A 14,208-nucleotide genomic window follows, 5' to 3' on the forward strand; every position below is an offset into this window, starting at 1 on the left:
TTATCCAATACTGGCAACCAGATTACTGAGATATTTATTAAGCACCAGATATATAACTATAGTGAACACCAGAAAAGCTAAACACCAGCTCACTGTTGAAAAAGACCGTATAGTAATCGGGCGCAATTTTCGATCAGTCTGAAGAGAAGGAATAATTATTTCAGGCAGATGCGAATCAATTTTGGTGATGAGTTCATTACGAGCATGTGTTTCTTCGAATAAATATTTACCATTAAATCCAAGAGCAAATACCAGCTGCCAGACACTTAACAGCCAGAATGACGGATCCGGTTTATGCAATTCAGTCTGAATATCTTCAAATAATTGTATACCAGCATCATATTCACCAAATTGGGATACCTGTAACGGGCTGCTTTCCCAAATTGATTTACTTTTGCTGTCTAAAAAGCGTAATGCAAGCTCGTCAACAAGTGCAAACAATGCATACTTTATTTGTTTTCGCACATGCTCAGGCAGGTGATTTTCACTCAGTTTCTGATCAAATTCTGAAACAAAATGAATAGCAAGCAACTGCACTTCATCCATATCCTGAATGGCATGTCCCATGCTTAAGCGCGTTACAAATAAAATATAATTACGTAAATTTTCCCGTACGTAATCTGGAATTTCGTTATTCTTCATTTGGCACCGCATATAATTCGATATTTAATCCATCAAATGAATTAGGTGAATAAATACAGCATGATCTGGCTGCTATCATGGCTTTAAAGCCCGGGTGCGACTTATCTAATGCAAAATAGGTAGCTTCTGAACGCATGGGTAACGCGCTGGGTAAACGCTGCATCATTCTTAATGGAATACCATTGGATGCTGACGGCAGAATTCGCTCAACATCATCAGGTGAACCAATCTTACATAGTTTCGGAAAGCGTTCCTGAAGTTCATATAACGGAACACTGGCACGAACGGAAATATAGTAATCTGTGTTTTCATCCAGACGTGCATCTAACAGATGACCAATCCAGCGGGTATTACCAACTTTTTCAAGATCCACCAGTACCAGTACTGTAGGTATAACAGTATCCAGCAGCTCTATAAGCATTTCATTTAACCGGATGAATGTTGTACCTAAATTAAACGGATCGTATTGCGGTATGTCTTTGATACTGGATTCAATTGAAAACGACAGCAGACTTCCAACCAAACGTGCTAGTAAAATGTAGTAGTTTTCTGGTGCAATATTTTTATGTGTTTGTAACAGCACCATTTCCGGTATAGACTGATTGAGTATGTTCAGCAGCCAGAATAATGAAATATCAGATACAAGAAAGTCTGCTGATTGCTGATTACGTTCTTTTCGTAATGAACCAAGACGCTGACTTTTATTAAGCAGAATTTGTATCTGTCTTGACAGCATCTCCATTAGAAAAATATTGCTACCAATAAAGAATACTGGCGGTATGTATTGTGCATCAAGCTGCCAGATATTATTTTGATTTTTAATCAGACGAAGAATGGGTATTGCCAAAAAATTCTGACGGTTTTCATGTGAGAATTTCAGGCTGAAATTTAATCTTTTTTCTGCAATTTCTGTTTGCTGGCTACCGTAAAGATCAGTAACCGAAACAAATTGTTTAGAAAATCGTAGTGGTGCATTACTGCTGTTTTCAAGCAGATTACTGCCTACGGTATTTAGTTCAGGTAATGTTAAATATACTGTTGTTTCGAGTATATCATCCGGTAATTGTGACAAGTCACGGGCAGGTGGCAGAAACTGCATCTGCTGTGAATCAAACCAAGTACCATCCTGAAATGATACTGCACAATCCGATAATTTAAGCTTTTTCAGAGTGAGACTATTAGTGTCTATTTCTATACGCATTACGCCCCATGGCATAATTCGCGTACACTGCATTATGCTAAAAGCATTTGCCTGTTGCAGTAATTCCTGTTGCTGGAAAATTTGTGGCAGCAGTAAGGTACCCTCGTACCAAATCGGATTGATGATTTTCAACTTACAACCTGTTCTAAATTAGATAGATTATTCACATTTAGCTAATGATTGTTTGGATAACAATCGAGCACCGCAGCTGGTTTTCATGTTTTCGAGAACCATAAGACGCCCCTTTACTGTTAGCTTGGGATCACCTTCTACAATGTAATGAGTACCACTGCATTTCGGACAACTAACTTTATCGCCTTTACGAGCTACCGGTCTTCCTTCAATTTTTGCGATAGGATCACCTTCAAGTACTACCCCACCATGTGTAGTGGTATCTCCCTTACAAATAATAGCGCGTGACATTTAGCAATCCTTTATTGTTATCTACCGATAGGGAACTATCGGTAGATTTTCTCGCTTATACCGGATTATTTTTTAGCTTTTGGCATTTGAGATACTAATGAAAGATTAATATCCATACCTTCAATCTGGAAGTGCGGAATGACAAATAGTTTAATTTTGAAGAAACCCGGATTATCTTCAATATCTTCTACTACTACTTTTGCCTGGCGTAACGGATGTGAAGCCTGCAGCTCATCACTTGGATCAGTCATTTCTGTCACCAGATTCTGTATCCAGTTATTCATTTCCACTTCCAGAACACGCCGGTCTTTTGTCATACCGATATTTTCGCGCTGAATCAGTTTCAGATAATGAGCCAGACGTGACAGCAGGAAAATATAAGGAAGACGTGAATTGATACGGCTATTGGCAGTCGCCTCTTTGGTATCGTATAGGGCTGGTTTTTGTGTTGAATTTGCAGAGAAGAAACATGCAAAATCATGATTTTTGTAGAACGATAATGGCACAAAACCCAGATTGGCAAATTCAAATTCACGTGTTTCAGGAATTAATACTTCCGTCGGAATTTTCATTTGTGCGCCGGAACCCAGATCATATAAATGAATCGGCAGATTTTCAATCAGTCCGCCGGCCTGCGGACCACGAATCTGAACACACCAGCCATTCTTAATAAAGCTTCTTACCATATTGGCTGCAAATGCAAAGGTGGCATTAGCCCACAAATAACGATTGTGATCAGGACCTTTAACTTCTTCACTGTAATTGAAACTGCGTACCGGTACTGTTTCACTGCCATAAGGCAAACGTGCCAGAAAGCGCGGTAAAGTAAGACCGATATAGCGGGCATCATCAGTATTGCGGAAGCTGTTCCATTTGATGTATTCAGCACGGTCAAAGTAGTTGCCGATATCTTTGATTGAGGCAACTTCTTCCATTGTTTCTTTACCAAAGAATTGAGGACCTACAGAACCAATAAATGGCATATGTGCAGCAGCGGAAACTTTTGAAATATTTCTGAGCAGCTCAATGTCCTGAGGGGAGCGGTCAAATTCATAAGCCGAAATGATTGAGGCAAAAGGCTGTCCGCCCGGGGTGTCATATTCATTGATGTAAGTATGGCTATACAGACCGCTTTGGATGACTTCCGGTGAGTCTTCAAAATCCCGAATCAGAGCATCTTTAGAAACATCAAGTACATCAATTTTTACATTCTGACGAAAATCTGTACGGTCTACTAAGAATTTCAGACCACGCCATGTACCTTCAATTGCCTGAAATTCAGGATGGTGAAGAATATTATCTAACTGATTGCTGATTAATTTGTCCAACTTGGCAATATGGAAATCCAGTAAGGATTTATCCAGTCTGTCTACAGTTTGGGCACTGTCCTGAATCATTTTCAGGAATACGTTGATCGCTACTGAGATACGTTCATTGGTAGCAGATTCAGATAATGCTGTATTATTGGTGTAATGGTCAAAAGTGGGAGCTGTAGAGACGGTATTCAGATTTATTTTATCAAATAATGATTCATAAACAGACTGTTGAACAGCATTTTCTTTTTTAACGGAACCAGCATTCTGCATATTTTTTTGCATACTAATTTTCCTCTGCGGTATTTATTCTTTAGAAATGATCGGTGAGATTGCTTCAAGTTCTTTGCGCAACTCATCAGAAAGATTTTTGTCCTGCAGAATTTTTTCCAGTTCTTTGCGTAAAACTGCATTGTCAAGAATATTGGACTTCAAATCTCTCAGCAGATTTCGCATAGCTAGCAACGATTTCAGCTCAGGTACTTGCTGAACAATCTGTTCAGGGTGAAAATCTTTCATTGATTTAAATTCAAGATTCACAGGAATTTCGGAATTATCATCAGCCAGAGCATTTGGAACAGACAGTTTTACGGCTGGATTCATTTCAGCAAGCACTGCATCAAAGTTGTTTTTATTAATTGAAACTTTTTCACGTTCTGCCAGCGGAGTATCGCTTTCTTTGAAGCTGAAATCGCCAGCCACTAATAAACGCAAAGGTAATTCAACTTGTTTTTTAGCGCCTCCTGTATGTAAATCCAGTTTAATATTGACACGTGCTGGTGGTACTTCGTTCTGAAAACTTTCTGACATGATTACTCCTTGTTGAAATTTGAATACTGATAATAGATCAGAGTCATTGCATTACTGCGTTTTGATACGGAATATATAGCAAAATGAAAATTTTCAATAAATTTTGTTTAAAAAATTTAATAATAATTAAGTTACAACAGCTTAAAATTAATTGAAAGTTAAATTAAATTGTATTCTGCCCATATATACATGTTTTAACTTATTTTGACTTATTTTGGTTACCAAGTAAATAATTTTATAAAATTTAATGCTATATTGATTATAAAAATCATATCACCTGTCGTTTATTAACAAATTTTTCCATAGATTTTATCTATTTTAAAATTGGTTAAATATTAGCCATAACAAATATTAGATTTCGAAAAATTATAATTATTAATTTAATTAGATATATATATAAATAATTATTTTCTAAATGAATATAATATTTAGCTGATAATATTCTGAACATTTTTTATTCAATTCAACTAAACAAAGCACGATTATTTTATTGATCATAAAATAAAATTTTATAGAAAAAAACTATAACCTAATTGTGAATTCACTTTTTTTTTATTTTTCAAACCAGATTTCTTTATTCCTATACGGTATATTGCTGTAATTGTTTTAATACTCGCCGGCTAAGGATACCTTCAGGCAAACGAAAATCCAGAAGCATACGTGTCAGCCGTATGGCCTCGGTATGCCATTCAGGCTGTTCAGCCAGTGAACGGTTATTTAATGCATTCAGAGTGTGTCCGTGAACAACAATACCATTTTCCTGCGCTGTCATCTGTGCCTGCATCAATAAAACAGGAGCATGTTCGGCGCGCAGCCAGTAGCGTTCATGATTAATGATCTCCTTCCCCTGACTATCCTGACTAATATCAGGAGCAATACCTAAAGCACGCAGTAATGACCACTCAAAATAACGCAATGCAGATAAGTGTTCGCCGTTTGAAATATGTTGTAGGACGGTATGTAGTGCCGCGTGAATATCAGGTAATGGATCCTCCCGGGCTGTTAGTTTTAGTACCAACTCATTTACATACATGGCACTGAATAACGCCTGATTCTGAGGCTGAGGCCAGCCGCCTATCCATTCTGCCCGGTGCAGAGTTTTCAATTCATTATTCCCATACCAGGATAGCTGTAGCGGCACAAAAGGAACGAGTACACCTCGCAATTCACTTTGCCGGCGCCTCGCACTGCGCGCCAGCATCACTACTCTGCCATAATCCCGGGAAAATACTTCAATTTGCAGACTGCTTTCACTCCATGGACGGGAGGTAAGCAAGAAAGCAGGTTGATGATTGATGCGATTATTAGACATAGCCGTTTTATGTCAGATGTAGATTTTTCAATTATAGCTGGTTATGGCATGCAATTGACCATGTTCAGGAAAAAGCGGATAATTCTATTAACAATATAGACTATATTTTTCAGGCAGCCGGCTATTTTAAAGCCGGCTGCCTGAATGTATTCGAAATAATCAGGAAAGTTTAAATACCCATGAAAGCACCAGAATTATTATTGCCCGCTGGTGGACTGGAGCGGATGCGCACAGCCTTTGATTATGGCGCAGATGCTGTTTATGCCGGCACACCGCGTTATTCTCTGCGCGCACGTAATAATGAATTTGCACATCTGCCAGTACTGGAACAGGGTATTACTGAAGCACACGCACGCGGAAAGAAATTTTTTCTGGCCAGTAATATTTTGCCACATAACGCAAAATTGAAAACTTACCTGGCCGATATGAAACCGATTATTGCTATGCAGCCAGACGCGCTGATTATGGCTGATCCGGGTCTTATTATGAAAGTGCGTGAAAAATGGCCGGAAATACCAATTCATTTATCTGTTCAGGCTAATACCACCAATGCATGGGGGGTACAGTTCTGGCAGAGTATCGGCATAGAACGTATTATTCTGTCGCGCGAACTCAGTATTAATGAAATTGCCGAAATCAGGCAGCAATGCCCGGATATTGAGCTGGAAGTATTCGTTCACGGAGCTTTGTGTATTGCTTATTCAGGCCGCTGCCTGCTTTCCGGTTATTTTAATCATCGTGATCCTAATCAGGGTACTTGTACTAATGCTTGCCGCTGGGATTATAAAGTACACAATACGGCTGATAGCGACAGCGGCGATGCTCAATTATTACCCGGTTTTGACTTTAATCAGGCGAAAAGTCTGGCTGATAATGCATTATATGGCTTAAATGACCAGCAACGTCACCCGCTGGCAAATAAAGTCTATCTGATTGAAGAAGCAAACCGGCCTGGTGATATGATGCCCATAATGGAAGATGAGCATGGCACCTATATCATGAATTCCAAAGACTTACGCGCGGTAGAACAAGTCGCTAAACTGGCAGAAATCGGTGTAGATTCTTTAAAAGTAGAAGGACGGACTAAATCAGTCTATTACGTAGCGCGGGCAGCACAGGTATACCGGCGTGCTATTGATGATGCAGTTGCAGGTAAACCTTTTGATTATAGCCTACTGGCAGAACTCGAAGGATTAGCCAACCGGGGTTATACCACTGGTTTTCTGGAACGGCATCAGACACAAGAGTACCAGAATTACCTTTCTGGACATTCTTTATCAAAACAAAGTCAGTATGTAGGCAAAGTTACGGCTGTTGATTCTGAAGGATGGGCAACCATTGAGGTAAAAAATAAATTCAGCCTTGGTGACCAGCTGGAAATTATTCATCCGGGCGGTAATCAGATTATCCGCCTTGAAGCAATGACTCGTAAGGGCTATCCGGTAGAAGTGGCTTCCGGAAACGGAATTGAAGTAAAAATTCCACAAATGCTTGGCAAAGATAATGCACTGATTGCACGCATTATTCCCCAGGCAGAAGCTAATTAAATTAGCTGCTGAAAAAGCCATAGTGATATTACACTATGGCTTTTTTATTATCCGTTTCTATATTTGTGTAATTTACAGCCAGCCTTGTAAATGCTGCTTCACAAGCGGAGCCAGTATTTCAACCCATTCATGCTCACTATTCATACAGGGAATGTACTGAAACTGTTTTCCGCCATGCGCCAGAAAGTCTGCTTTACCACGAATATTGATTTCTTCAAGTGTTTCCAGACAATCGGTAACAAAACCCGGACATACGACATCAAGTCTACTGATTCCGGCCTGAGGAAGCTGGATAAGCAAATCCTGAGTACTTGGTCCGACCCAGGGTGCATAGCCAAAGCGGCTCTGAAATGCCAGCCGGTATTCATCTGCTTGCAAACCAAGTTCTTCTGTGAGTAAACGGGTCGTGGTTTTACAATGCTCAACATAACTATCGCCAGCCTGATGCTGAGCCTCTGGTATACCATGAAAGCTTATTAATAAACATTGCCCTCTGCCATGCTTTTGCCAGTATGTCTGAATATGTCTGGCCAGTGTTTTTATATAATTGTTATCTGCATAAAAACCGGTGATACTTCGTACTGCCATTTGTACACGCTGCTTAAGCATCACCCGCCATACCTGATCCAGTGCAGCACCACTACTGGAACCCGCATATTGCGGATACAACGGCAACACCAGCAAATTCTGCACACCAAGCTGTTTCATTTCCTGCATAACATCAATTACGCTGGGCTGTCCGTAGGTCATAGCAAAACGGGTAATAACACCGTCTGGCATAGCACTGGCTAAAGAAGCACTAAGTAGTTGTGTTCCGATTAATAAAGGAGAACCAGCCTCCTGCCAGATGGTGCTGTACGCGTGGGCACTTTTACGCCCGCGAACAGGCAAAATAATCCCGCGTAATATTAACTGCCATAAAAAACGCGGTAATTCGACTACACGCTGGTCGGATAAAAATTCGCGTAAATACGGGCGTACAGCCTGAGGTTCAGGTGCAGCAGGTGTACCGAGATTCAGCAATAAAACACCAATTGCCGGTTTAGAAGTTTTTGGTTCAGAAAGAAAAATTTTTGACATAATATTTGGCAGCAATCAATTATCAGTCAATCAGATAAAAGTACTGCGAGTATAGCCTATATCTTCTGCTTGTTAGCAATTTCACCAGTTATATACTTTACTGACATCAGGCATTACCTCTGCAACAGACCTGATGCAGCGATTATCTGTGCTTAACCTAATCCCCTGCTCACCCTGATAAAACTACTTTAGTTTACAAAAGACTGGTAAATCTTTATTTATCCCAAAGCGCCTGAAAGTCTTTTACTACTTTTTCAGGATCAGCTGATTCAGTAACAGCACGAACTACAGCCAGAGAGCTTACGCCGGTAGCCAGTACATCGCGTGCATTATTTAAATCAATTCCACCAATAGCAACTGTAGGTGTATTTCCGGCTTGAATCACGTATTGCTTTAATTTGTCCAATCCCTGAGGTTCAGTAGGCATAGTTTTGGTTGTAGTAGGAAAAATTGCCCCGCAGGCTACATAGCTTGGTTTAACTGCTAATGCTTTACTCAGTTCTGCTGGCGAATGTGTACTTACCCCCAGCCTTAACTCTGAACTCTGAATCATTACTAAATCAGCACTGTCCAGATCTTCCTGTCCGAGATGCACCCCATACGCACCGCAATCTACAGCTTCCCACCAGAAATCATTGATAAATAGTTGTGTAGGTGTATCTTTTGCATAAGCGACACTGCGTTGAATTTCACGGTACAATGCTGAACCAATCAGAGTTTTATTACGCAGCTGCACAGTATTGGCCCCTGCATCGACCATCCGCGCTACCCAATCCGCAGTAGGAACAACAGCATAGAATTTCAGCGGAGCAACTATAGGTAAAAACGAATTTGCATACATAAAATATTCCTTTTGAAATAAAAATCTTTATAATGATAGTTTTTTCACGCAGCACTGCATACACACAATAATGTTTGCAGATGTCTGTACTGAACTTTCCACTTTTACAAATATATTATGGCCTCAGACGCATCCTCTGTTCGCTCTCCCCTGATCACCCGGGTTAATTATACTTTTGCTGCATTATTATTCGGCACAATTGCATACTTTATTTATTGGGGGCTTGGATATACCAACCATCATTCTCCATTATTATTTGTTATTGCCACTCTGTTTGGCGCCTTCATGGCATTTAACATCGGTGGCAATGACGTTGCCAACTCCTTTGGTACCAGTGTAGGCGCCGGAACCCTTACAATACCGCAGGCATTGGGTATAGCGGCTGTTTTTGAGGTTTCTGGTGCGGTTATTGCCGGCGGCGAAGTAACAAAAACAATTCGTCACGGCATTATAGACCTTGGTGCCATGCATTTAACACCTTCACAATGCATTAATGTCATGCTGGCAGCATTACTGGCGGCGGCAATCTGGTTGTTAATTGCTTCCAAAAAAGGTTTACCGGTTTCAACAACACACTCGCTGATAGGCGGACTGGTGGGTGGCGGATTGTGTCTAGGCTATTTGATAACGGGTAATGGCAGCGCTTTGGATTTAATTCAATGGAACAAAATGGGAGAAATTGGTCTGTCCTGGGTTATCTCACCTGTTTTAGGAGGTGCATTTTCTTATATCCTGTTCAGCCAGATAAAAAAGCATGTACTGGACTACAATGACCGGATGGTTATAGCTTTAAAAGAAATTAAGCAGGAAAAAAAAGCATATAAAGAAAAACACAAAATCTGGTTTGAAAAGCTAAGTGAAACCGAGAAAATTCGCATTTCCTCTGCTATAGCCCGTGATGCCGAAAATTACAGTGATCCTGATTATAGCGTCGAAGAGCTCGAATCAGATTACTATAAAGGTTTGGCAGATATCGAAAGCCGTAAAAATAACATCGACGCATTTAAGGCACTGCATAGCTGGGTACCCTTAATTTCAGCCTGTGGCGGCATGATGATTACCGCTATGATGTTATTTAAAGGGCTGACTAATCTGCATCTTGGTTTATCTGTGATTACCAATTTCCTGTTAATCATCATGATTGGCGCATTAATCTGGATGGCCACATTCATTTACGCCAAAACCTTAAGGCGCAAAGATTTAAGCAAATCAACCTTTCTGATGTTCAGCTGGATGCAGGTATTTACTGCTGCCGGCTTTGCTTTTAGTCACGGCGCTAATGATATTTCCAATGCAGTTGGCCCGTTTGCCGCCATTATGGATATTATCCGTACCGGTGATATAGGTATAGATGCCAATGCCATGATTCCGGCACCAGTGATGATAACATTTGGTGTGGCACTGATTGTTGGATTATGGTTTATTGGCAAAGAAGTCATCCAGACTGTTGGTACCAATCTGGCCAAAATGCACCCTGCTTCTGGCTTCACAGCAGAGCTTTCCTCTGCAGCTATTGTGATGCTGGCTACACTGATGGGGCTGCCGGTATCCAGTACACATATTCTGGTTGGGGCTGTTCTGGGTATAGGACTGGTTAATCGTAATGCCAACTGGAAATTGATGAAACCAATTGCACTGGCCTGGGTAATTACCCTGCCCTCTGCTGCAGTTTTATCTGTATTGATATTTTTGGGACTCAATTCATTTTTTTAAATTAACAATTATCATAATGAAACCGGATAAATATGCTTATCCGGTTTCATTATGACTAAAGCGATTGTGTAATGTAAATTTTCCCGGATTTTATAGAATAAATTTAACTCTATTTTGAATGACACTAAAAATAGTCGTTATTAAATTTCGTTTAATACTTTTTTCCAGATTTCTTAAATTTAAAAAGTAATTTTAAAATCAGATTAAATCTTTTTAACTTAGTCGCTGGCTGTTTTTTATTCAACCATTTAAGCTAAAATGATGACTTTTGTCACAAACTCAGCACAAACTGGTTGTTGCCAATGAATAACCTGCTTAAAAAATTTTATATAGATCCCTTTTTGCTGGCAATGTTAACGGTTGTAGGTACAGCTACTGTTTTACCTTGTCAGGGCAGCACAAAAACATTTTTTAGTTATCTGACCACAGTTGCCATTGCCTTACTATTTTTTATGCATGGTGCAAAGCTGTCACGGCAGGCGATTACAGAAGGTATCAGACACTGGCGATTACATTTAGTTGTATTTTGCAGCACATTTATTTTATTTCCGCTAATCGGTTTAGGTTTGCGTATACTGGTTCCCCATTGGCTCTCTCCCGAACTGTATCTGGGCTTTCTGTATTTGTGCGCATTACCGGCTACAGTACAGTCCGCAATTGCTTTTACTTCTGTTGCCGGCGGAAATGTTGCAGCAGCAGTATGCAGTGCATCTGCTTCCAGTATTCTGGGCGTTTTCCTGTCACCTGTACTGGTTGGTCTAATGATGCCCACCAGTGGCAACAGCGTGGACACAACAGCTGCTATCGAATCGATTTTATTACAGCTAATGCTGCCGTTCGTTTTAGGCCATCTGGCCAGACCATTAATTGCAAATTGGATTCATAAACATAAAGTATGGATAAACCGGACTGATCGCGGTTCGATTCTTTTAGTCGTTTATGTAGCATTCAGTGATGCTGTTGTTGAAGGACTATGGCACAAAGTTAATCTAGGCTCAATTGGTATGATTGTGATTCTGAGTCTGTTGATTCTGTTTCTGGTTATCAGCATTAATACACTGGTTGCCCGTTCATTGGGCTTTAACCGTGCTGATGAAATTACTATTGTCTTTTGCGGCTCTAAGAAAAGTCTGGCAAATGGCGTACCCATGGCCAATGTACTCTTTCCTGCCAGCATAGTAGGCATTATGCTATTACCACTGATGATTTTTCATCAGTTACAACTAATGATCTGTGCAGTACTGGCACAACGCTATGCACGTTTGAATAAAACGGAATAGATTACCTTCGAGTGTAGGTTTTATTTCTAATAAAGCTTGCTATTTGGTTTTTTATAATCTTTATATCATAGTGCCAGCAATAAGATTTGCTGGTACTTAATCTATTTACATCAAATCACTCAATAATGCTGCAAATATGGTATTTACTTGATTTTGATACAATGGCATAAATCAAAAATATAGGTATACTATAAGCTGAAACAATTAGGTTTAAAAGTAGCTGCTGTGAATAGACTAGTAGTCACGAGTTTGGGATAAAATAACTGTAACTAATTGATTTATTTTATCTTATGGTGCCAGTAATAGGAATCGAACCTACGACCTTCGCGTTACGAGTGCGCTGCTCTACCAACTGAGCTATACTGGCTTCCGATTAAGAATACTCTGAATGGCACGCAGTATAGCATAATCGCTCTATACTCACCATTGCTATACAATTTTATTTATTTGTTAATATAATAGTTTTGACCATAAATATAATATCTGTTTAATTGAGCCCCAAGTTATTTCTGCGCTTTATACCTGAAATTTTTAATGGGGCTTTTAATAATTGAATTGAATATTAAAAATATTCAGATTTTATCTAAAATAATTTATATTTTATTTTCTTCTTCGAGATTAATTTTTGTATCTCAATAAATTAATAAAAGATTTAAAAATTGATATTAGCCGCATTTCGGTCAAACCACATAATCAATTATCTTCTCTCAGATTTATTTTTAATCAGATATTTATAAAAAAATTTTAATAATCAATGTTCATTCAATATTAGATTTTTCCAATTCAGTCTGAATAATAAACTTCGTTCTAAAAATTTAATCAAAATTTTTGAATCCATTCTGTATATTTAGCACTCTATACAGATATGTTGATAAAAATAGATATTTATTCAGGCTTATTCAGCATTAATTTTAAGCAGGATACAATGGATAAAAAATGAAACAAAACAGATAGCAACTCATTAAATGTGCCTGTCTGGGTGATGCACATGCACTTAATCAGTTATTGTTAGTATGTCAACCTGACATCAGAAGATTTGCCAGACGAACTTGTTCCACAACAGAAGATGTTGAAGATGCTGTGCAATTCACATTATGGCAGTTACATAGAAAAATCGGTACGCTGAAAACTATCTCTTCTTTTACAAGTTGGTTATTTCGAATTATAGAACGAGAATGTTATCGTTTATTTAAAGTCAGACAATCCAAAAACATCGAAAACCGGGCAGATATTGATGAGCTGTCTGCATCTTCTGCAGATATCGATCTTAAAATAGATCTAACTAATGCAATTATTTCTTTACCTTTGATTTACCGGCAGGTGTTGATTTTGCGGGATATTCAAGAGTACTCCACGCCGGAAGTTGCTGAAAAGCTTGGCATCACAGTTGAAGCAGTTAAAAGTCGCTTACACCGTGCCAGATTAATGGTAAAAGAAAAAATTAATTTATAAAAATTTAAATTCAATAATTTATAGACAACATAATAGCTTTGTTCTTTTCGCAGAGAATTTATCAGGAATGTTAGTTTTAAATTTAAACTGGGAGATAAAATGACTAATCAATATCAATCAAGCAATGATTTTAAATACACTGCTGCATTATTAAAATATGCACCCGAAGAAACACAGGCATTTATAGATTTTGACCATAAAACCATCAAACGCAGAGAAGGAAATATTCCGATAAAAACAAGAGAGTTAATTGCTTTAGCCGTAGCACTCACTACACAATGCGCATATTGTATTGATGTTCATATTAAAGGAGCAAAACAAGCAGGAGTAAGTGAAGAAGAATTAGCAGAATTAATTTCAATTTCAGCTTCTGTAAAAGCAGGCGCAACCATGGCACATGGTTTGCTGGCAATGCGTTTATTTGAGTAATAAAATAGTTGATTTAGTAAAACAGTAATAAATACTTATGTATATACTTTGTAGGTGCAGCTATTTAAATTTTCTGGATTTCTAATTAGCACATAAAACTGAGTACACTCGAATGGCTAGTGTACTCAGTTGCATTATCTATAAATATTACATTAAAGCAAGACC

The 14,208-nt window shown here is 38.8% G+C and carries 13 protein-coding genes and 1 tRNA gene; 5 read left to right on the forward strand and 9 right to left on the reverse strand.

Features of this window, described 5'->3' with window-relative positions:
* From SALWKB2_RS11690 to recO, 6 genes are all read right to left on the reverse strand, one after another.
* Positions 1-642 carry a DotU family type IV/VI secretion system protein gene (locus SALWKB2_RS11690; RefSeq protein WP_025330947.1) on the reverse strand — a complete coding sequence of 214 codons (642 nt, stop codon included), beginning with the start codon at positions 640-642 and terminating at the stop codon, positions 1-3.
* On the reverse strand, positions 632-1,975 hold the full coding sequence (gene tssK / locus SALWKB2_RS06920) for a type VI secretion system baseplate subunit TssK (RefSeq protein WP_025330948.1): 1,344 nt from the start codon (positions 1,973-1,975) through the stop codon (positions 632-634). The genes SALWKB2_RS11690 and tssK overlap by 11 nt, the downstream gene beginning before the upstream one ends.
* A 27-nt stretch (positions 1,976-2,002) precedes the next feature.
* On the reverse strand, positions 2,003-2,266 hold the full coding sequence (locus tag SALWKB2_RS06925) for a PAAR domain-containing protein (protein WP_025330949.1): 264 nt from the start codon (positions 2,264-2,266) through the stop codon (positions 2,003-2,005).
* Between the two features lie 65 nt (positions 2,267-2,331).
* On the reverse strand, positions 2,332-3,864 hold the full coding sequence (gene tssC, locus SALWKB2_RS06930; protein ID WP_038648915.1) for a type VI secretion system contractile sheath large subunit: 1,533 nt from the start codon (positions 3,862-3,864) through the stop codon (positions 2,332-2,334).
* Positions 3,865-3,885: 21 nt separating this feature from the next.
* Positions 3,886-4,389, reverse strand: coding sequence for a type VI secretion system contractile sheath small subunit (gene tssB / locus SALWKB2_RS06935; RefSeq protein WP_025330951.1), 504 nt, complete (start codon positions 4,387-4,389; stop codon positions 3,886-3,888).
* Positions 4,390-4,969: 580 nt separating this feature from the next.
* Positions 4,970-5,701, reverse strand: coding sequence for a DNA repair protein RecO (recO, locus tag SALWKB2_RS06940; RefSeq protein WP_025330952.1), 732 nt, complete (start codon positions 5,699-5,701; stop codon positions 4,970-4,972).
* A gap of 179 nt (positions 5,702-5,880) precedes the next feature.
* On the opposite strand from recO, the gene trhP reads away from it, so the two are divergent.
* Entirely contained in the window at positions 5,881-7,248 is a 1,368-nt protein-coding gene (trhP, locus tag SALWKB2_RS06945) for a prephenate-dependent tRNA uridine(34) hydroxylase TrhP (protein ID WP_025330953.1), read from the forward strand.
* A gap of 72 nt (positions 7,249-7,320) precedes the next feature.
* On the opposite strand, the gene hemH is transcribed toward trhP, so the two are convergent.
* Together hemH and thiE are read right to left on the reverse strand one after the other, a co-directional pair.
* On the reverse strand, positions 7,321-8,328 hold the full coding sequence (gene hemH, locus SALWKB2_RS06950) for a ferrochelatase (RefSeq protein ID WP_025330954.1): 1,008 nt from the start codon (positions 8,326-8,328) through the stop codon (positions 7,321-7,323).
* 214 nt (positions 8,329-8,542) lie between these two features.
* Positions 8,543-9,169, reverse strand: a complete 627-nt coding sequence (thiE, locus tag SALWKB2_RS06955; RefSeq protein WP_025330955.1) for a thiamine phosphate synthase — start codon at positions 9,167-9,169, stop codon at positions 8,543-8,545.
* A 117-nt stretch (positions 9,170-9,286) separates the two neighbouring features.
* Between thiE and SALWKB2_RS06960 the strand changes: the two genes are divergently transcribed.
* The gene (locus SALWKB2_RS06960) at positions 9,287-10,882 is read left to right on the forward strand and encodes an inorganic phosphate transporter (RefSeq protein ID WP_025330956.1); all 1,596 of its coding nucleotides are present in this window, start codon (positions 9,287-9,289) and stop codon (positions 10,880-10,882) included.
* A gap of 302 nt (positions 10,883-11,184) precedes the next feature.
* Positions 11,185-12,162, forward strand: coding sequence for a bile acid:sodium symporter family protein (locus SALWKB2_RS06965; protein WP_025330957.1), 978 nt, complete (start codon positions 11,185-11,187; stop codon positions 12,160-12,162).
* A 291-nt stretch (positions 12,163-12,453) separates the two neighbouring features.
* Here the strand turns inward: SALWKB2_RS06965 and SALWKB2_RS06970 are convergent.
* A tRNA-Thr gene (locus tag SALWKB2_RS06970) sits at positions 12,454-12,529 on the reverse strand.
* A 608-nt stretch (positions 12,530-13,137) separates the two neighbouring features.
* On the opposite strand from SALWKB2_RS06970, the gene SALWKB2_RS06975 reads away from it, so the two are divergent.
* On the forward strand, positions 13,138-13,614 hold the full coding sequence (locus SALWKB2_RS06975; RefSeq protein WP_269146758.1) for an RNA polymerase sigma factor: 477 nt from the start codon (positions 13,138-13,140) through the stop codon (positions 13,612-13,614).
* A 99-nt stretch (positions 13,615-13,713) separates the two neighbouring features.
* Positions 13,714-14,043 (forward strand): carboxymuconolactone decarboxylase family protein, encoded by a 330-nt coding sequence (locus tag SALWKB2_RS06980; protein ID WP_025330958.1) that lies wholly within the window; start codon positions 13,714-13,716, stop codon positions 14,041-14,043.
* The last annotated feature ends 165 nt before the right edge of the window (positions 14,044-14,208 follow it).

Source organism: Snodgrassella alvi wkB2 (assembly GCF_000600005.1).
GTDB lineage: Bacteria > Pseudomonadota > Gammaproteobacteria > Burkholderiales > Neisseriaceae > Snodgrassella > Snodgrassella alvi.